This is a genomic window from Streptomyces sp. NPDC050617, from assembly GCF_040654795.1.
Taxonomy (GTDB): Bacteria; Actinomycetota; Actinomycetes; order Streptomycetales; family Streptomycetaceae; genus Streptomyces.
Map to the genome: position 1 here is coordinate 1 of NZ_JBFAIS010000057.1, position 19,342 is coordinate 19,342.

Below are 19,342 nucleotides of genomic sequence, written 5' to 3' on the forward strand. Positions count from 1 at the left end.
TGCCCGGCCCCCACGATCTCGCCGGTCTCGATCTCCAGATTGGGCACCGAGTCGACGCGCGCCCCGTCGGTGAGGACCAGATTGCGGTTCAGCTCATAGGTGTCGGTGCCCTCGGCCCCGGCGCGGATCAGCACGTCGCCGATCCACACCGCGTGGGCGCCGCGGCCCTGCAGCGCGCCCTTGTACGTGACGTTGCTGCGGCAGTGCGGGGCGTCGTGGTCGACGAAGAGGCGGTGCTCCTGGTGCTGGCCGTCGTCCGTGAAGTACAGGCCGAACAGCTCGGCCTCGCCGCCGGGGCCGCCGTAGACGATCCGCGGGTGGAGGCGCACCAGGTCGCCGCCGAAGGTGACGACGACGGACTTGAAGGAGGCGTCCCGGCCGACCAGCGCGGTGTGCTGGGCGACGTGCACCGCCTTGTCATCCCAGTCCTGGACGGAGACGACGGTGAGCTTGGCGCCGTCGCCGATCAGGTACTCGACGTTGGCGGCCAGCGTCGCGTCGCCGGTGTGGTCGATGACGACGACGGCCTCGGCGAACGCGCCGAGCTCCACGACCAGGTGGCCGAAGGAGGTGCCGCCCTCGCCGTGCACGGCGATCCGGACCGGCTCGTCGAGCACCGTCTCCTTGGGCACGGAGACGACGGACGCCTTCTCGAAGGCGGAGTAGGCCTGTGCCGCTACGCGGTCCACGGGCTTGCCGGTCGCGCCGACCCGGCGGTCGTCGCGGTCCACGGTCTCCACCGCCACGCCGGAGGGCGCCTCGACGGTGACGGCCACGGTGCCGCCCGCTTGCGCGGTGCCGTCGTGCAGGCCCTTGAGCCGCTCCAGGGGAGTGAAGCGCCACTCCTCCTCACGGCCGTGCGGCACCGGGAAGTCGGCCACGTCGTAGGACGCGGGCGCGCTGACCCGTGCGTCGACGGGGTGCGCGGAGGTGCGGCCCGTACCCGGACCGGCGAGCTGGGGACCACCGGTCGTGGTGCCCACCTCGATCGATCCGGCCGTGGTGCCGCCGGCGGGGATGTTGTCGGCCATGACTGTCGTACTGCTCGCTTTCTCGGAGAACTGCTTCGGTGGCGGACGGGGCTTCGGCCGGTTCAGCCGACGGAGCCCTCCATCTGCAGTTCGATGAGCCGGTTGAGTTCCAGCGCGTACTCCATCGGCAGTTCCCGCGCGATCGGCTCGACGAAGCCGCGCACGATCATCGCCATCGCCTCGAACTCCGTCATGCCCCGGCTCATCAGGTAGAACAGCTGGTCGTCGCTGACCTTGGAGACCGTCGCCTCGTGCCCCATCGACACATCGTCCTCCCGCACATCCACGTACGGGTACGTGTCCGAGCGGGAGATCGTGTCCACCAGCAGCGCGTCGCACAGCACGTTCGACTTCGAACCGTGGGCGCCCTCGCCGATCTCGATCAGACCCCGGTAGGAGGTACGGCCGCCGCCGCGCGCCACCGACTTCGAGACGATGTTGGAGGACGTGTTCGGCGCCATGTGCACCATCTTCGCGCCCGCGTCCTGGTGCTGGCCCTCGCCGGAGAACGCGATCGACAGCGTCTCGCCCTTGGCGTGCTCGCCCATCAGGTACACGGCCGGGTACTTCATCGTCACCTTGGAGCCGATGTTCCCGTCCACCCACTCCATCGTCGCGCCCTCATACGCCACGGCACGCTTGGTGACCAGGTTGTACACGTTGTTCGACCAGTTCTGGATCGTCGTGTAGCGGCACCGGCCGCCCTTCTTCACGATGATCTCCACCACCGCCGAGTGCAGCGAGTCCGACGAATAGATCGGCGCCGTGCAGCCCTCCACGTAATGCACATACGCGTTCTCGTCGACGATGATCAGCGTCCGCTCGAACTGCCCCATGTTCTCCGTGTTGATCCGGAAGTAGGCCTGCAGCGGGATGTCGACGTGCACGCCCGGCGGGACGTAGATGAACGAGCCGCCCGACCACACCGCCGAGTTCAGCGACGCGAACTTGTTGTCGCCGACCGGGATGACCGTGCCGAAGTACTCCTGGAAGATCTCCGGGTGCTCCTTGAGCGCCGTGTCCGTGTCCAGGAACAGCACGCCCTGCTCCTCCAGGTCCTCACGGATCTGGTGGTAGACGACCTCCGACTCGTACTGCGCCGCCACACCCGCGACCAGCCGCTGCTTCTCCGCCTCCGGGATGCCCAGCTTGTCGTACGTGTTCTTGATGTCCTCCGGCAGGTCCTCCCAGGAAGCGGCCTGCTTCTCCGTGGACCGCACGAAATACTTGATGTTGTCGAAGTCGATACCGGTGAGATCCGAGCCCCACGTCGGCATGGGCTTCTTGTCGAACAGCTTCAGACCCTTCAACCGGAGCTTGAGCATCCACTCCGGCTCGTTCTTCTTCGCCGAAATGTCTCGGACGACCTCTTCGGACAGGCCCCGCTTGGCCGCGGCACCGGCCACATCCGAATCGGCCCAGCCGTATTCATACGTACCCAGGCCCTCGAGCTCAGGGTGAGCAGTCTCCGTAGGGAGCGTCATGCGGGGTTCCTCCCGGCCGTGCTGGTGGATGCTGTGGTGGTTTGTGGAGCGGGCTCTGTCCCGCTGCGCGGAATGAACGTCGTGCACACCCCGTCGCCGTGGGCGATGGTGGCCAGACGCTGCACATGAGTCCCGAGCAGGCGGGAGAAGACCTCGGTCTCCGCTTCGCACAGCTGCGGGAACTGCTCGGCGACATGGGCGACCGGGCAGTGGTGCTGGCAGAGCTGTTCGCCGACCGGTGCGCTGCGCGCCGTAGCAGCGTACCCGTCTGCGGTCAATGCCTTGGCCAGCGCCTCGGCGCGGCCTCGGGGCTCGGCGGCCTCGACGGCGTCGCGGTACCCCTCGGCCTGGGCCGCGAGCCGGGCCCGCGCGAAGGCGGCGACCGCCGCCTCGCCCATCTCGCCGCCGCCCGCGGCCTGCGCGATCCAGCGCAGGGCGTCCGAGGCGAGCTTGTCGTAGGCCTGGTCGAAGGCGTCCCGGCCGCAGTCGGTGAGCGCGAAGACCTTGGCGGGGCGTCCTCGGCCGCGAGCGCCGTAGACGCGCTTCTCGCGGGGCTCCACGACGCCTTCGGCGACGAGGGTGTCGAGGTGGCGGCGGACCGCCGCCTGGGTCAGCTGGAGCCGCAGGGCGACCTCGGCCGCGGTGGACGGGCCGTGGTCGAGGATGGAACGGACGACGCGGTTGCGCGTGCCGCGCTGCTCATCGAGGGCGGGCGCGGGCGCAGCACCGCCGGGCCCGGCGGCCGGGGCGGCCGCGGGTCCCGTCTGAGCCTCGCTCACGTTTTTCACAACGCTATTGTTGCGTAATTCCTTGGACCGGGACAAGCCCTGTCCGGCGGGGGCGACGGTGGTCTCGATCACTTAGGGTCACCTAATCGGGCCTGTTTCCGCCCCGCGCCACCGGCGGCCGCCGCCGGTTCGTAGACTTCCCGGCATGCGAAACGAGCCCGCCGTCGAGGTCGTCGGCCTGGTCAAGCGGTACGGCGCGAAAACCGCGGTGGACGGGCTGGACCTGTCCGTGGCGCGCGGGTCCCTGATGGCCGTGCTGGGCCCCAACGGGGCGGGCAAGACCACCACGATCGAGACCTGCGAGGGGTACCGCCGGCCCGACGCCGGAACGGTCCGCGTACTGGGACTCGACCCCGTGGCCGAGTCCGCCGCGCTCCGCCCGCGCATCGGGGTGATGCTCCAGAGCGGCGGGGTTTATCCGGGAGCGCGTGCGGAAGAGATGCTGCGCCACACCGCCTCCCTGCACGCGCACCCCGTGGACGTCGACGCGCTGATCGAACGGCTGGGGCTGGCCGCCTGCGGCCGCACCTCCTACCGGCGGCTGTCCGGCGGGCAGCAGCAGCGGCTCTCCCTCGCCATGGCCGTCGTGGGCCGCCCCGAGCTCGTCTTCCTGGACGAGCCGACCGCGGGCCTCGACCCGCAGGCGCGCCACGCCACCTGGGAGCTCGTGCGCGAGCTGCGCGCCGACGGCGTCACCGTGGTGCTCACCACGCACCACATGGACGAGGCCGAGCAGCTCGCGGACGACGTCGCGATCGTGGACGGCGGCAAGGTCATCGCCCAGGGCAGCCCCGAGCAGCTGTGCAAGGGCGGCGCGGAGAACACCCTGCGCTTCGGCGGCCGCCCCGGACTGGACCTGGGCTCGCTGCTGAAGGCGCTCCCCGCCCAGTCCGCGGCCGTCGAGCTGACCCCCGGCACGTACCGCGTCTCCGGCGAGGTGGACCCGCAACTGCTGGCCACCGTGACGAGCTGGTGCGCGCAGAACGGCGTCATGCCCGACCGCATCTCGGTCGAGCGGCACACCCTGGAGGACGTCTTCCTGGAACTGACCGGCAAGGAGCTGCGCGCATGACGGCGTGCGACACCCTCGGCCGGGGGCACGGGGGTCGCCCCCCGGAAGACGACAGCCTGGAACTGACCGGCAAGGAGCTGCGCGCATGAGCGCTACGGGCACGTTCACCCCGAAACCCGGCGCCGCGCCGCTCCCCCGGATGATCCGGGCGCAGGCCGCGCTGGAGACCCGGATGCTGCTGCGCAACGGCGAGCAGCTGCTGCTGACCGTCGTCATCCCGGCGCTGCTGCTGGTCCTCTTCAGCGCCGTCGACATCATCGACACCGGCGGCGGGAAGTCCGTCGACTTCCTCGCCCCCGGCGTGCTGGCCCTCGCCGTGCTGTCCACGGCCTTCACCGGGCAGGCCATCGCGACCGGCTTCGAGCGCCGCTACGGCGTCCTGAAGCGGCTCGGCGCGTCGCCGCTGCCGCGCTGGGCGCTGATGACCGCGAAGACGTGCGCGGTGCTGGTCACCGAGGTCCTCCAGGTGGTGCTGCTGACGGTGATCGCCTTTGCGCTGGGCTGGTCCCCGCACGGCGACCCGCTGTCCGTAGTCCTGCTGCTCGTGCTCGGGACCGCGGCGTTCTCCGGGCTCGGCCTGCTGATGGCGGGCACGCTCAGGGCGGAGGCGACGCTGGCCGCCGCCAACCTGGTCTTCCTGCTGCTGTTGGTCGGCGGCGGCGTGATCGTGCCGCTGGACAAGTTCCCCGGCGCGGCGCGGAGCGTCCTGGAGCTGCTGCCGATCTCGGCGCTCTCCGACGGTCTGCGCGACGTGCTCCAGCACGGTGCGGGGATGCCCTGGGGCGACCTCGGCGTCCTCGCCGTATGGGCCGTGCTCGGGCTCGGCGCAGCCGCCCGCTGGTTCCGCTGGGAGTGACGCGGGCGGCGTCCGTGCGGCGCCCGCCGGGCCCGGTGCGGGAACCGGCGGGAAAAGCCCCGGAACGCCGACGCGGGCCCCAAGTGAAAAGATGCACAAGCACCTGATTACGATGAGCCCGTGCCGAAAACGCTGAACCCCCTCCAGCTCATCGCCGACCGCTGGCAGCCCTCCGCGCGCTTCGTGCGCGGCGCCGCGCTGGCCACCGTCGTGATGGCCGTGATCATCGTCGTCACCGGCGGCGCGGTGCGGCTGACCCAGTCCGGCCTCGGCTGCCCGACCTGGCCGACCTGCACCGAGGAGAGCCTGACCCCGACCGGGGCGATGGGCATCAACGGCATCATCGAGTTCAGCAACCGCATGCTGACGTACGTGCTGTGCGCGGTCGTCGGCCTGTTCATCATCGCCTCGCGGGCCATGGCCCCCCGCCGCCGCGGCCTCACCCGGCTCGGCTGGGCGCAGTTCTGGCTCGTGATGGGCAACGCCGTCGTCGGCGGCATCACGGTGCTGACCGGCCTGAACCCGTACATCGTCAGCTCGCACTTCCTGCTCGCCTCCGGTCTGCTGACGGTCGCGGTGATCACCTGGCAGCGCTCCCACGAGGGGGACGCGGAGCCGCGCGACCTCGTCGGCCGGCCGGTGCGGCAGCTGTCCTGGGTGCTCGTCGCGGCGAGCGCCGCGCTGATCGTCATCGGCACCGTGGTCAGCGGGGCGGGCAAGCACGCCGGCGACGCCTCCAAGGACGTGCGCCGCATCCCGCTGGACTGGCGGGAGATCACCCAGCTGCACGTGGACTTCGTCTTCATCGTCGTCGGCCTGAGCGCGGCGCTGTGGTTCACGCTGCGGGCCGTGAAATCCCCCGCGCAGTCGCGCCGCAAGGTGCTGGAGATGTTCGTGGTGCTGCTCGCGCAGGGCGCCATCGGCTATGTGCAGTACTTCACCGACACGCCCGAGCTGCTCGTCGGGGTGCACATGTTCGGGTCCTGCCTGGTGTGGATCGCGGTGCTGCGGGTCTTCCTGTCGCTGCGCGAGCGCGCCGAGGCGCCGGTGCTGCCCGCGCCTTCGAGCGAGCACGCCGAGCACGAAGTCGTTCAGGCCGCCGCCCCGGCCGCGTCCAGCCGGTAGATCCGCCGGGCGGTGCCGGCCGCGACGAGCGAGGCGATCCGCCGCGCGTCCGCCCGCCCGCACACGCCCTCCGCGATCCACTCCGCGACGAGCCGGTCCATGGCCGACACGAACCGCCGCGCGCCCACCACATAGAGCTCCGCCAGCGCCCGCGCGCCCGTGGAGAACAGCAGCTTGCCGAACGGGGCCTCCCCCAGCGTCTCCTGGGGCCGGGGCCCCGTATCCGCGTACACGTGCGGGAAGACGGCGGCGAGCTGCGCCGCCCGCCGGTGGTGCCGGGCTCCGGGCAGCAGCACCAGGTCGGTGCCGAGGCCGGTGGTGGCGCGCAGGAACCCGGTCAGCCGCCGCGGGTCCTGGCAGTGCAGCTGTACGGGCAGGCCGGTGGCGACGGCGCTCCACAGCAGATGGCCGATGAGCGCGGGGTCGCGCGGCCACGCACCGGTCCGGCGGGCGGCCAGCCAGCGGTCGGCGGTGCGGCGCACCCGGTCCGCGCCGGGCGGCTCGTCCTCGCAGACGTCGACGCCCAGGGCGAAGGCGGTCGCGTGCTGGGCCGCCGCGTACAGCGCCTCCGCGGTGTAGGCGGCGAAGGAGTCGGCGGACCCGGAGGTGTCCGCGACCTGTTCGGCGAGGGCTTCCAGGCGTACGACTTCGTGGGCGCGGCCCTCGGCGGCGTCGGCGAGCTCCGGGGCCGAGGTCAGCCCGCCGGGCGCGCCGCTCTCCAGCAGATAGGTCCCGATGCCCGACCCGCGCAGCAGGGCGCGGGCGGCCCGGTACGCGCCGAGCTCGCGCCGCCTGGCGAGGTAGCGGACGGGCGGGCAGTGCGGCTCCAGGCCGAGCAGCGGCGGGCACCAGCGGCGCACGGCGAGCCCCGCCCAGCTGTCGAAGTAGGTGGTGCCCGGCGGCGCGGGCCCGGCGGCTCCGGCGGCCTCGGCGAGGTGGGCCTCGAACGTGCCGAGCCCGAGTTCGCCGTGGACCGCGCCATGGCTGTACTGGTCGACGAGCGACGGCATGCCGTCCATCCGCTCCTCCTAGCCGAGCGCCGAGGCGGCCGCGGGGGCCGCTCTCCGGTGGGTCTAACGGCCGAGGGGCGCGTCAGTTATCGGCGGCGGGGCTGCCGGGGCCGTCGGCGGCGGGGTTGGCGGGGCCGCCGATCTGGATGCCGGCCATGCGGCTCCATTCGTACGGGCCGGTGCGGACCTTGGCGGCGAGGTCGCCGTCGAAGTCGTCCTGGAGGCCGACGCCGGCGAGCTCGGCGGCTTCGCGGGCGCTCTCGTGGGAGGGGGCGACGAGGTTGCCCCACGCGCCGTCGGCGCCGACGAGGGCGACCCTGGTGACGCCGCGGCCGATGTGCGCGAGCTGGCCCTCGGCGCTGCCGCCGTGGTGCTGGGCGAACGCCGTCATCTGCTTCGCGAGCCGCTTGGCGTGCCGGGCCGTCCGGCGCTGTGCTGCCTCGGAGGCGGCGTCGGGCGCGGTGTCTGCGGCCTCGGGGGAGCCGGCCTGCTGGGTGTCTGCCATGGCCAGGATGCTACCGACGGGTAGGAGCCTGTGTCACTCCCCTGCCGGGCGTCCGGCGCCCGGCAGGCGCCGGAAAAACGGCGACGGGCGGGACCGGTGGCCTCGGCCACCCGCCCCGCCCGTCTCCACGAGCCGGGAGCGTCAGCGCAGGAAGGGGTCCACCGCGACCGCCACGAAGAGCAGCGACACATAGGTGATGGACCAGTGGAAGAGCCGCATCTCCTTGAGCTTGGCGCCGGTCACCCCGGCCTTGGCACGGGCCAGCAGCCCGTGCGCCTCCTTGAGCCACCAGCCGCCGGTCACGACGGCCACGGCCGGGTAGAACCAGCCGGTGTAGCCGAGCGGCCAGAGCGTCAGCGACACGGCGACCATCACCCAGCTGTAGATGACGATCTGCCGGGCGACCACCCTGTTGGACGCGATGACCGGCAGCATCGGCACGCCGACCCGCGCGTAGTCCTCCTTGACCTTCATCGACAGCGGCCAGTAGTGCGGCGGCGTCCAGAAGAACATGACGAGGAAGAGGACGACGGCGGCCCAGGAGACCGAGTTGGTGACCGCGGACCAGCCGATGAAGACCGGCATGCAGCCCGCGATGCCGCCCCACACGATGTTCTGCGACGTGCGCCGCTTGAGGACCATCGTGTAGAGGACCACGTAGAAGAGGAGCGCGCCCAGCGACAGCGCGGCGGACAGCCAGTTGACGAGCAGTCCGAACCACAGCGTCGAGACGACGGCGAGGGTGATCCCGAAGACGAGGCCCTCGCGCGGCGAGATCAGGCCGGTGACCAGCGGGCGCTGGGAGGTCCGGTCCATCATCGCGTCGATGTCGCGGTCGATGTACATGTTCAGCGCGTTGGCGCCGCCGGCGGACAGATAGCCGCCGAAGCAGGTGGCCAGCACCAGCCACAGGTTGGGCACACCCTGTTCGGCCAGGAACATCACCGGCACCGTGGTGATGAGCAGCAGTTCGATGATCCGTGGCTTGGTGAGGGCTACGAACCCTTTGACACGGGCCCCGAACGGCCGGTGGCTAGGGCTCGTAGCGAGCACCCCCGCAGGACGGGATTCGACGGCCGTCACGCACACCCCTGGTTCAGTGACTTCAGCGGCAGGCGCCGCGATAAGACCCAGCAAGCACCGGGCGTGATGGCCCGGTAAAGACTTGCGCGTACCACGCCACTCTAGACGTAGCGGATACCTCGGCCTTCGCGGGGGTGGGCCCGTGTTGGCGGACGTCCCGCTTCGGAGGAACGGCCCCGCTCAGGAGGCGGGGCGAGCGCTTCACGGGCACCCTGGAGTCACGGCCGCCACCTGGGCGCCGGGAATGTTCGAGCCGTGCGTCCCGTTGCCCCGGAAGTCGGGTCAGGCAACCGGCCGCACGTCGAAAAGGTGCACGTTCCGGCGGGGGTAGGCTCGACAGCGCCCGGCTGACACACCGTCCCGCGGCACTCGACATGTGGAGAGGAGCCCTGACGCAGGGTGAGCACCAAGCCGACCACCACAGACCTCGACTGGACCGATCTGGACCAGCGGGCCGTAGATACCGTCCGCGTCCTGGCCATGGATTCCGTGCAGAAGGTCGGCAACGGCCATCCCGGTACGGCCATGAGCCTCGCGCCCGCCGCGTACCTGCTGTTCCAGAAGCTGATGCGGCACGACCCGAGCGACGCCGACTGGACCGGCCGCGACCGGTTCATCCTCTCCCCGGGGCACACCAGCCTCACGCTCTACATCCAGTTGTACCTGTCGGGGTACGGCCTGGAGCTGGACGACCTCAAGTCGTTCCGCACCTGGGGCAGCAAGACCCCCGGCCACCCCGAGCACGGCCACACCCGCGGCGTGGAGACCACCACCGGCCCGCTGGGCCAGGGCATCGCCAACGCGGTGGGCATGGCGATGGCCGCCCGCTACGAGCGCGGCCTGTTCGACCCGGACGCCGCCGCCGGCGCCTCCCCCTTCGACCACACCATCTGGGCGATCGTCTCCGACGGCGACGTGGAGGAGGGCATCTCGGCCGAGGCCAGCTCGCTGGCCGGGCACCAGAAGCTCGGCAACATCGTCGCGATCTACGACGACAACCACATCTCGATCGAGGGCGACACCGAGACGGCGCTCTCCGAGGACGTGCTGAAGCGGTACGAGGCGTACGGCTGGCACGTGCAGCGCGTCGAGCAGTCCGCCAACGGCGACTTCGACGTCAAGGCCCTCTACAAGGCGCTGAAGGCGGCCCAGGCCGAGACCGAGCGCCCCTCGATCATCGGCGCCCGCACGATCATCGCCTGGCCGGCCCCGAACGCGCAGAACACCGGCGCGGCGCACGGCGCGGCGCTCGGCGAGGAAGAGGTCGCCGCGACCAAGAAGGTGCTGGGCTTCGACCCCGAGCAGACCTTCCAGGTCGAGGACGAGGTCTTCGCCCACGCCCGTGAGGTCGTCGACCGCGGCCGCGACGCGCACGCCGCCTGGAACAAGCGGTTCGAGGAGTGGCGCGCCGCCAACCCGAAGCGCGCCGCCGAGTTCGACCGGATCGACGCGGCCGAGCTGCCCGACGGCTGGGAGAAGGCGCTGCCGTCCTTCCCGGCCGGCAAGGCCGTCGCGACCCGCAAGGCGTCCGGCGAGGTCCTCAAGGCGCTGGGCGGCGTGATCCCCGAGCTGTGGGGCGGCTCCGCCGACCTGGCCGGCTCGAACAACACCACGATCGACGCCTCGTCCTCGTTCCTCCCGGCGGGCAACCCGCTGCCGGAGGCCAGCCCGTACGGCCGTACGGTGCACTGGGGCATCCGCGAGCACGCCATGGGCTCGACCATGAACGGCATCGCGCTGCACGGCAACACCCGCATCTACGGCGGCACCTTCCTGGTGTTCTCCGACTACATGCGCCCCGCCGTGCGGCTCGCCGCGCTGATGCAGCTGCCGGTCACGTACGTGTGGACGCACGACTCCATCGGCCTCGGCGAGGACGGCCCGACCCACCAGCCGGTCGAGCACATGTCCGCGCTGCGCGCCATTCCGGGCCTGAACATGGTCCGTCCGGCCGACGCCAACGAGACGGCCATCGCCTGGCGCGAGATCATGCGCCGGCACAACGCCAAGCCCGCGCCGCACGGCCTCGCCCTCACCCGGCAGAACGTGCCGACGTACGAGGCGAACGAGGACGCCGCCAAGGGCGGTTACACCCTCTTCGAGGCCGAGGGCGGCCGGCCGCAGGTCATCCTGATCGGCACCGGCTCCGAGGTGCAGCTGGCCGTCAAGGCCCGCGAGGCGCTCCAGGCCGACGGCATTCCCACCCGTGTGGTGTCGATGCCGTCCGTCGAGTGGTTCGAGGAGCAGGATCAGGCGTACCGCGACGGCGTGCTGCTGCCGGACGTGAAGGCGCGCGTCGCGGTCGAGGCCGGGGTCGGCCTGACGTGGCACCGCTTCGTCGGCGACGCCGGACGGATCGTCTCGCTGGAGCACTTCGGCGCCTCCGCCGACTACCAGGTGCTCTACCGCGAGTTCGGCCTGACATCCGAGGCCGTCACCGCCGCGGCCCGCGAGTCGCTCGCCGCCGCCGGCCGCTGACGCCCGCATATACGACAAGTAGGAGATGCAATTTCCATGACGGACGCACTCAAGCGCCTCTCCGACGAAGGCGTCGCGATCTGGCTGGACGACCTGTCGCGCAAGCGCATCACGTCCGGCAACCTGGCCGAGCTGATCGACCAGAGCCATGTCGTCGGCGTCACCACCAACCCGTCGATCTTCCAGAAGGCGATCTCCTCGGGCGACGGTTACGAGCAGCAGCTCGCCGACCTCGCGGCCCGCAAGGTCACCGTCGAGGAAGCCATCCGCATGATCACGACGGCGGACGTCCGCGACGCCGCCGACATCCTGCGGCCGGTCTTCGACGCGACGGACGGCACGGACGGCCGGGTCTCCATCGAGGTCGACCCGCGGCTGGCGCACAACACCAAGGCCACGGTCGCCGAGGCCAAGCAGCTCGCCTGGCTGGTGGACCGCCCGAACACCCTGATCAAGATCCCTGCCACCAAGGCGGGCCTCCCGGCGATCACCGAGACGATCGGCCTGGGGATCAGCGTCAACGTCACGCTGATCTTCTCGCTGGAGCGCTACCGCGCGGTCATGGACGCCTACCTGGCCGGTCTGGAGAAGGCCAAGGCCGCGGGCCTGGACATCTCCAAGATCCACTCGGTGGCGTCCTTCTTCGTGTCCCGCGTGGACACCGAGATCGACAAGCGCCTGGACGCCCTCGGCGGCGACGCCAAGGCCCTCAAGGGCAAGGCCGCGCTGGCCAACGCCCGTCTCGCCTACCAGGCGTACGAGGAGGTCTTCTCCTCGGACCGCTGGACCGCGCTGGAGTCGGCCGGCGCCAACCGGCAGCGTCCGCTGTGGGCCTCGACCGGCGTCAAGGACCCCGCCTACAAGGACACCCTGTACGTGGTCGACCTGGTCGCCCCGAACACGGTGAACACCATGCCGGAGGCCACCCTGGACGCGACCGCCGATCACGGCGAGATCGCCGGTGACACGGTGCGCGGCACGTACGACGAGGCGCAGAGCCAGCTCGACGACCTCGCCGCCGCCGGGATCTCCTACGACGACGTCGTACAGCTTCTGGAGGACGAGGGCGTCGACAAGTTCGAGGCGTCCTGGGTCGACCTCCTGAAGTCGACCGAGGCCGAGCTCAAGCGTCTGTCCCCTTCGGAGGCGTGACCTTGTCCCCTGTATCCGCAAGCGGAGTCAACCCGCTGCGTGACGCACAGGACCGACGGCTCCCGCGTATCGCGGGGCCGTCGGGCCTGGTCATCTTTGGCGTCACGGGCGATTTGTCCCGTAAAAAGCTGATGCCCGCGGTGTACGACCTGGCCAACCGCGGCCTGCTGCCGCCGGGCTTCTCGCTCGTCGGCTTCGCCCGGCGCGACTGGGAGAACGAGGACTTCGCGCAGGTCGTCCACGACGCCGTCAAGGAACACGCGCGCACCCCCTTCCGCGAGGAGGTGTGGCAGCAGCTCGCCGAGGGCTTCCGGTTCGTGCCGGGCGTCTTCGACGACGACGAGGCGTTCAAGACCCTCAAGGCCACCATCGACGAGCTCGACAAGGCCCGCGGCACCGGCGGCAACTTCGCCTTCTACCTCTCCGTACCGCCGAAGTTCTTCCCGAACGTCGTCGAGCAGCTCAAGAAGCACGGGCTGTCCGAGGGGCCGGGCGACTCCTGGCGGCGCGCGGTGATCGAGAAGCCGTTCGGCCACGACCTCAAGAGCGCGCAAGAGCTCAACCAGATCGTGCACGACGTCTTCCCGCCCAACGAGGTCTTCCGGATCGACCACTACCTGGGCAAGGAGACGGTCCAGAACATCCTGGCGCTGCGGTTCGCCAACACGATGTTCGAGCCGATCTGGAACCGGTCGTACGTCGACCACGTGCAGATCACCATGGCCGAGGACATCGGCATCGGCGGCCGGGCCGGCTACTACGACGGCATCGGCGCGGCCCGCGACGTCATCCAGAACCACCTGCTCCAGCTCCTCGCGCTCACCGCGATGGAGGAGCCCGGCTCCTTCCACCCGAAGGCGCTGGTGGCGGAGAAGCTCAAGGTGCTGGGCGCGGTCGAACTGCCCAAGGACCTCGGCGCGCACACCGTACGCGGCCAGTACGCGCACGCCTGGCAGGGCGGCGAGGAGGTGCCCGGCTACCTCGAAGAAGAGGGCATCGACCCCAAGTCGATCACCGACACCTTCGCGGCCATCAAGCTGGAGATCAACAACCGCCGCTGGGCGGGCGTCCCCTTCTACCTGCGCACCGGCAAGCGGCTGGGGCGCCGCGTCACGGAGATCGCGGTGGTCTTCAAGCGCGCGCCGTATCTGCCCTTCGAGGCCGGGTCCACCGAGGAGCTGGGGCAGAACGCCCTGGTCATCCGGGTGCAGCCGGACGAGGGCGTCACCGTGCGATTCGGCTCCAAGGTCCCCGGCACCTCCATGGAGGTCCGCGACGTCACCATGGACTTCGCGTACGGCGAGTCCTTCACCGAGTCCAGCCCGGAGGCGTACGAGCGGCTCATCCTCGATGTGCTGCTCGGCGACGCCAACCTCTTCCCCCGGCACCAGGAGGTCGAGCTCTCCTGGAACATCCTCGACCCGATCGAGGAGTACTGGGACAAGCACGGCAAGCCCGCGCAGTACGCGTCGGGCACCTGGGGGCCGGCAGAGGCGGACGAGATGCTCGCACGAGACGGCAGGAGCTGGCGCCGGCCATGAGAATCGATCTGACGGACACCACCTCGTCCCGTATCAACGCGGGGCTCATCGAGGCCCGGCACTCCATCGGCACCCCCGCCGTGGGGATGGTGCTCACCCTCGTCATCGTCACCGACGAGGGCAGCGCCTACGACGCGCTCAAGGCCGCCGGCGACGCGTCGCGGGAGCACCCCTCCCGCATCGTGGCCGTCATCAAGCGGCCCGGCCGCTCCCCGCGCGACCGCAAGATGGCCCGGCTGGACGCCGAGATCCGGGTCGGCTCCGACTCCGGCACCGGCGAGACCGTCGTCCTGCGCATGCACGGCGAGCTGGCCAACCACGCCGAGTCGGTAGTCCTCCCGCTGCTGCTGCCGGACGCCCCCGTGGTGGTCTGGTGGCCCGAGGACGCGCCGGACAACCCGTCCGCGGACCCGCTCGGCAAGCTGGCCCAGCGCCGGATCACCGACGCGGCCGCCGCGGAGGACCCGGTGACCGCGCTCGGCGTGCGCGCCGAGGCGTACGCGCCGGGCGACACCGACCTCGCCTGGACCCGGATCACGCCGTGGCGCAGCATGCTGGCCGCGGCCCTGGACCAGAAGCACTCCAAGATCAGTTCCGCGGTCGTGGAGGGCGAGGCGTACAACCCGAGCAGCGAACTGCTCGCGCTGTGGCTCGCCGACCGGCTGAAGGTGCCGGTCGAGCGGAAGGTCTCCGAGGGCCCCGGGCTCACCGCCGTGCGGATGACCACGGCGGACGGCGAGATCTGCCTGGACCGGGCGGACGGCGCGCTGGCCGAACTGGCCATGCCCGGCCAGCCGGACCGGCACGTGGCGCTCAAGCGGCGGGACACCGTCGACCTGATCGCCGAGGAGCTGCGGCGGCTCGACCCGGACGACATCTACCGGGCGACGGTGACACTCGGCGTCAAGCAGCTGACCAGCGCGGACAAGCCGGCGGAGACGCCAGCTCCCGCCGGGGACGCCGACGACGCGGCTGACAAGGCGCCGAAGAAGGACGCTGCCCCGGCCGCGGGCGCGAAGAAGAGCGCTTCGGCCAAGGGCGCTTCGAAGAAGGCGACGTCCAAGTGAGCGCGCCGCAGATCGTCGTGCACCGGGACAAGGAGCTGATGGCGCAGGCCGCGGCGGCCCGGCTGATCACGAAGATCGTGGACGCGCAGGCCGCCCGGGGCTCCGCCTCGGTCGTGCTGACCGGCGGGCGCAACGGCAACGGGCTGCTCGCGGCCCTCGCCGCGGCGCCCGCCCGGGACGCCGTGGACTTCTCGCGGCTCGACCTGTGGTGGGGTGATGAAAGGTTCCTGCCGGACGGGGACCCGGAGCGCAACGTCACCCAGGCGCGCGAGGCGCTGCTGGACGCGGTGGACCTGGATCCGGCGCGCGTACACGAGATGCCGGCGTCCCACGGCGCGTACGGCAACGACCCGGACGCGGCCGCGGAGGCCTACGCGGCCGAACTGGCCGCGGCCGCCGGCCCCGAGGACCACGGCCCGGTGCCCTCCTTCGACGTGCTGCTCCTGGGCGTCGGCCCGGATACGCACGTGGCATCGCTCTTCCCCGAGCAGCCGGGCGCACGCGAGAGCGAGCGCATGGTCGTCGGCGTACGCGGCGCCCCCAAGCCCCCGCCCAACCGCGTCTCCCTGACGCTCCCGGCCATCCGCTCCGCGCGGGAGGTCTGGCTGCTGGCGGCGGGCGAGGACAAGGCCCAAGCGGTGACGATCGCCCTCTCGGGCGCGGGCGAGGTCCAGGCCCCGGCGGCTGGCGCCTACGGCCGCACCCGCACGCTCTGGCTCCTGGACCGCGCGGCGGCAGCGGGCCTCCCCCGCTCGCTGTACCCGCCGGCTTCGGCGTAGGGCGGGACAGGACGACTCATCGATCGCCGGACGGCTGGGAAACCAGCCGTCCGGCGATCGAGCGTTACGGCCACGGCCACCTCCCAGCGTCGGCCAGGAGGAGATCGAGGGGCACCGCATCCAGCCCGTTCGGCGGTTGAGGACCGGGGCCCGGGGCGGAGCCCCGATCTGTGAGCCGTACGTACGCGCCGGGCCCCGGTCACCGCGAAGGCGACCGGGGCCCGGCGCGGCGGAGAATCTCAGCGCCCCCGCAGCGAACGGTAACGCGCGACCAGGGCGGCGGTGGACTCGTCGAGCCCGGAGACCTCGGCGCCCTCACTGAGCGCGGGCTCGATCCGCTTCGCGAGCACCTTCCCCAGCTCGACGCCCCACTGGTCGAAGGAGTCAATGTTCCAGATGGCTCCCTGGACGAACACCTTGTGCTCGTACAGCGCGATCAACTGCCCCAGCACCGAAGGGCTGAGCTCGCGCGCGAGGATCGTGCTCGTGGGCCGATTCCCCTTGAACGTCTTGTGCGGGATCAGCTCGGCCGGCACGCCCTCCGCCGCGACCTCCTCCGGCGTCTTGCCGAAGGCGAGCGCCTGCCCCTGCGCGAACAGGTTCGCCATCAGCAGGTCGTGCTGGGCCACCAGCCCCGGCAGCAGGTCGTCGACCGGCTCGGCGAAGCCGATGAGGTCGGCGGGGATCAGCTTCGTGCCCTGGTGCAGCAGCTGGTAGTACGCGTGCTGGCCGTTGGTGCCGGGCGTGCCCCAGACGACGGGCCCGGTCTGCCAGTTCACCGGCTCGCCGTCACGGTCCACGGACTTGCCGTTGGACTCCATGTCCAGCTGCTGGAGGTAGGCGGTGAACTTCGACAGGTAGTGGCTGTAGGGCAGGACCGCGTGCGACTGCGCGTCGTGGAAGCCGCCGTACCAGACGCCCAGGAGGCCCATCAGCAGCGGCACGTTCTCCTGCGGCGGGGCGCAGCGGAAGTGCTCGTCGACGAGGTGGAAGCCCGCGAGCATCTCGCGGAACCGGTCCGGCCCGATGGCGATCATGAGGGAGAGGCCGATCGCCGAGTCGTACGAGTAGCGCCCGCCGACCCAGTCCCAGAACTCGAACATGTTGGCCACGTCGATGCCGAACTCCGAGACCTTCTCGGCGTTGGTCGACAGCGCCACGAAGTGCTTGGCGACGGCCTCCTGGCCGGCCCCGAGGCCGTTCAGGAGCCAGTCGCGGGCGGAGGTGGCGTTGGTGATCGTCTCGACGGTGGTGAAGGTCTTCGAGGCGATGATGAACAGCGTCTCGGCGGGGTCGAGGTCCCGCACGGCCTCGTGCAGGTCCGCGCCGTCCACGTTCGAGACGAAGCGGAACTGGAGGTCGCGGGCGGTGTAGGCGCGCAGCGCCTCGTAGGCCATCGCCGGGCCGAGGTCGGAGCCGCCGATGCCGATGTTGACGACGGTCTTGATCGGCTTGCCGGTGTGGCCCTTCCAGTCGCCCGAGCGCACCCGGTCGGAGAAGACCTGCATCTTGGTGAGCACCGCGTGCACGGCGGGGACCACGTTCTCGCCGTCCACCTCGATCACCGCGGACTCGGGGGCGCGCAGCGCCGTGTGGAGGACGGCGCGGTCCTCGGTGGTGTTGATCTTCTCGCCGCGGAACATCGCGTCCCGCAGCTCGCTCACCCCGGCCGCCGCCGCCAGCTCGCGCAGCAGGCGGAGCGTCTCGTCGGTGACGAGGTGCTTGGAGTAGTCCAAGTACAGGTCGCCCACCTGGAGGCCGTAGCGCTCGCCGCGGCCGGGGTCGTCCGCGAAGAGGTCCCGCAGGTGCACCTCCCCCAGCTCGTCCCGGTGCTTGGCCAGCGCGTTCCACTGAGGCATCTGGTCGAGCCTGCTGCGGCCGTCTGCGTTCATCTCGGACATCAGCCCACTTCTTCTCGTACCTGTCCCGCCGCCTTCCAACCTAATTGATCAGGCTCCGGTATGAGACGTCTGTCCGCTGTCCGCCGCCGTTCCGCCGCCCGTCTCCCTCAGGGCGGGCGAGAGCACGAGGACCGCGAGGACGAAGAGCGCCGCCGCGAGGAGCATCGGCGTGTTCAGCCCCCAGGCGGCGGCCACCGCTCCCCCGGCGAGCGCGCCGAAGGGCGTGCCCGCCACGCCGAGCGTGCGGAACGCGGCGCTGGTGCGGCCGAGCATCCCGGCGGGGCTGCGGCGCTGCATCAGGGTCACCTGGGTGACGTTCCAGAGCAGGCCGACGAAGCCGAAGACCGCCATGGCGGCGATCGCGGCCGGCAGGAGGCGGACGGTTCCGAGCACGGCCAGGCAGCCGGCCTGGAGCCCGCCGCCGAGGAGCAGGCTACGGGCCGGGCCGAGCCGTCCCGTGATCCGCCCGGCTGCCAGGCCGCCGCCCACCCCGCCGATGCCGTAGGCCGCGATCGCCGCCGCATATCCCGCGTCGCCGGCGTCCAGCCACCCCTTGACCAGCAGCGGGAGCATGGCGATGAGCGCGCCGACGCCGACGTTGCACAGGGTGGTGGCCGCGCACAGCAGGCGCAGCAGCCGGTCGCGCCAGAGCGCCCGTATGCCGTCGGCTATCTCGCGCCGCAGGGTCTGCCCGGCGGCGCGGGCGGGGCGCTGCGGCGGGTCGGCCCGCAGCCCGGCCACGAGGACGGCCGCGAGGAGATAGGTGGCGGCGTCGGCCGCGTACGGCATGGCGATGCCGATGCCGAGGAGCACCGGGACCAGCGGCGCCCCGACGAACGAGCCGGCTATCTGCTGGCCGGTCATCAGCCGGGCGTTGGCGGCGCCCAGCGCGGCTTCGTCCACGACGGCGGGCAGCAGGGCCGTGGCGGCGTTGTCGAAGAGCGTCTGGAGGGTCGTGAGCGCGAAGGCGACCGCGATGAGCAGGCCGATCGTCGCCGCCCCGCAGGCCACGGCGGTGGCGAAGGCCGCCATGAGCAGGGCGCGGACCACGTCCACCGCCCACATGGCCCGCCGCTGGTCGACCCGGTCCGCGACGGCGCCGCCGAGCAGTCCGAACAGCAGCCACGGCAGGAACCCGGCGGCGGTCACCAGCGAGACCAGCACCGGCGAATCGGTCAGTGAGACGGCGAGCAGGGGCAGTGCGGCGGAGCGCAGCGCGTCTCCGACACGGGAGACCACGGCCGCCGACCACAGCCGCTTGAAGCCCCCTCCGGCACTCGGACGGACCACCACCTCGTCAACCGCCGTCACCGTTCCCCCGTTTCGCGCACCCGCTCCGGCCATGGACGAAACCGTAGCGGCGACCACTGACAACGGCCCGGCCGCGCACCCACCCAGGGTGGGCGGCCCGGGCCGGTTGGTAAGGGATAGATCGTAAAGGCCCCGCAGAAGGGGAAAACGGGGGGTAGG

Annotated in this window: 16 protein-coding genes; 8 read left to right on the forward strand and 8 right to left on the reverse strand. The window is 71.4% G+C overall.

The window, feature by feature from the left end:
* The 3 genes from AB0I49_RS37730 to AB0I49_RS37740 all read right to left on the reverse strand — a co-directional run.
* The coding region (locus AB0I49_RS37730; protein ID WP_363231757.1) for a SufD family Fe-S cluster assembly protein at positions 1-1,031 on the reverse strand (1,031 nt) is incomplete at its 3' end.
* A 62-nt stretch (positions 1,032-1,093) separates the two neighbouring features.
* The gene (gene sufB / locus AB0I49_RS37735) at positions 1,094-2,515 is read right to left on the reverse strand and encodes a Fe-S cluster assembly protein SufB (RefSeq protein WP_363231758.1); all 1,422 of its coding nucleotides are present in this window, start codon (positions 2,513-2,515) and stop codon (positions 1,094-1,096) included.
* The gene (locus AB0I49_RS37740) at positions 2,512-3,303 is read right to left on the reverse strand and encodes an ArsR family transcriptional regulator (protein WP_363231759.1); all 792 of its coding nucleotides are present in this window, start codon (positions 3,301-3,303) and stop codon (positions 2,512-2,514) included. The genes sufB and AB0I49_RS37740 overlap by 4 nt, the downstream gene beginning before the upstream one ends.
* A 145-nt stretch (positions 3,304-3,448) precedes the next feature.
* Between AB0I49_RS37740 and AB0I49_RS37745 the strand changes: the two genes are divergently transcribed.
* From AB0I49_RS37745 to AB0I49_RS37755, 3 genes are all read left to right on the forward strand, one after another.
* Positions 3,449-4,375, forward strand: coding sequence for an ABC transporter ATP-binding protein (locus AB0I49_RS37745; RefSeq protein WP_363231760.1), 927 nt, complete (start codon positions 3,449-3,451; stop codon positions 4,373-4,375).
* An 85-nt stretch (positions 4,376-4,460) separates the two neighbouring features.
* Positions 4,461-5,231, forward strand: a complete 771-nt coding sequence (locus AB0I49_RS37750) for an ABC transporter permease (protein WP_363231761.1) — start codon at positions 4,461-4,463, stop codon at positions 5,229-5,231.
* A gap of 120 nt (positions 5,232-5,351) precedes the next feature.
* Positions 5,352-6,356 (forward strand): COX15/CtaA family protein, encoded by a 1,005-nt coding sequence (locus tag AB0I49_RS37755; protein WP_363231762.1) that lies wholly within the window; start codon positions 5,352-5,354, stop codon positions 6,354-6,356.
* On the opposite strand, the gene AB0I49_RS37760 is transcribed toward AB0I49_RS37755, so the two are convergent.
* The 3 genes from AB0I49_RS37760 to AB0I49_RS37770 form a co-directional block, all read right to left on the reverse strand.
* Positions 6,323-7,375, reverse strand: a complete 1,053-nt coding sequence (locus tag AB0I49_RS37760) for an amidohydrolase (RefSeq protein ID WP_363231763.1) — start codon at positions 7,373-7,375, stop codon at positions 6,323-6,325. The genes AB0I49_RS37755 and AB0I49_RS37760 overlap by 34 nt on opposite strands.
* Before the next feature lie 73 nt (positions 7,376-7,448).
* Positions 7,449-7,871 carry a hypothetical protein gene (locus AB0I49_RS37765; protein WP_363231764.1) on the reverse strand — a complete coding sequence of 141 codons (423 nt, stop codon included), beginning with the start codon at positions 7,869-7,871 and terminating at the stop codon, positions 7,449-7,451.
* Positions 7,872-8,012: 141 nt separating this feature from the next.
* Positions 8,013-8,960, reverse strand: a complete 948-nt coding sequence (locus tag AB0I49_RS37770) for a heme o synthase (protein ID WP_363231765.1) — start codon at positions 8,958-8,960, stop codon at positions 8,013-8,015.
* Positions 8,961-9,353: 393 nt separating this feature from the next.
* Here AB0I49_RS37770 and tkt point away from each other — a divergent pair, with 393 nt between their 5' ends.
* From tkt to pgl, 5 genes are read left to right on the forward strand one after another with little or no spacing between them, the layout of a single operon-like run.
* Complete coding sequence (tkt, locus tag AB0I49_RS37775; protein ID WP_363231766.1) at positions 9,354-11,432, forward strand: transketolase; 2,079 nt, start codon at positions 9,354-9,356, stop codon at positions 11,430-11,432.
* A gap of 36 nt (positions 11,433-11,468) precedes the next feature.
* Positions 11,469-12,584 (forward strand): transaldolase, encoded by a 1,116-nt coding sequence (tal, locus tag AB0I49_RS37780; RefSeq protein WP_363231767.1) that lies wholly within the window; start codon positions 11,469-11,471, stop codon positions 12,582-12,584.
* A gap of 2 nt (positions 12,585-12,586) precedes the next feature.
* Positions 12,587-14,125 carry a glucose-6-phosphate dehydrogenase gene (gene zwf, locus AB0I49_RS37785; RefSeq protein WP_363231768.1) on the forward strand — a complete coding sequence of 513 codons (1,539 nt, stop codon included), beginning with the start codon at positions 12,587-12,589 and terminating at the stop codon, positions 14,123-14,125.
* On the forward strand, positions 14,122-15,192 hold the full coding sequence (opcA, locus tag AB0I49_RS37790) for a glucose-6-phosphate dehydrogenase assembly protein OpcA (RefSeq protein ID WP_363231769.1): 1,071 nt from the start codon (positions 14,122-14,124) through the stop codon (positions 15,190-15,192). Before zwf ends, opcA begins: the two co-directional genes overlap by 4 nt.
* Positions 15,189-15,971 (forward strand): 6-phosphogluconolactonase, encoded by a 783-nt coding sequence (pgl, locus tag AB0I49_RS37795; RefSeq protein ID WP_363231770.1) that lies wholly within the window; start codon positions 15,189-15,191, stop codon positions 15,969-15,971. The genes opcA and pgl overlap by 4 nt, the downstream gene beginning before the upstream one ends.
* A 239-nt stretch (positions 15,972-16,210) precedes the next feature.
* On the opposite strand, the gene pgi is transcribed toward pgl, so the two are convergent.
* Positions 16,211-17,863, reverse strand: a complete 1,653-nt coding sequence (pgi, locus tag AB0I49_RS37800; protein ID WP_363231772.1) for a glucose-6-phosphate isomerase — start codon at positions 17,861-17,863, stop codon at positions 16,211-16,213.
* 57 nt (positions 17,864-17,920) lie between these two features.
* A complete protein-coding gene (locus AB0I49_RS37805; RefSeq protein WP_363231771.1) occupies positions 17,921-19,183 on the reverse strand; it encodes an MFS transporter in 1,263 nt (420 codons plus the stop codon).
* Positions 19,184-19,342: the final 159 nt, after the last annotated feature.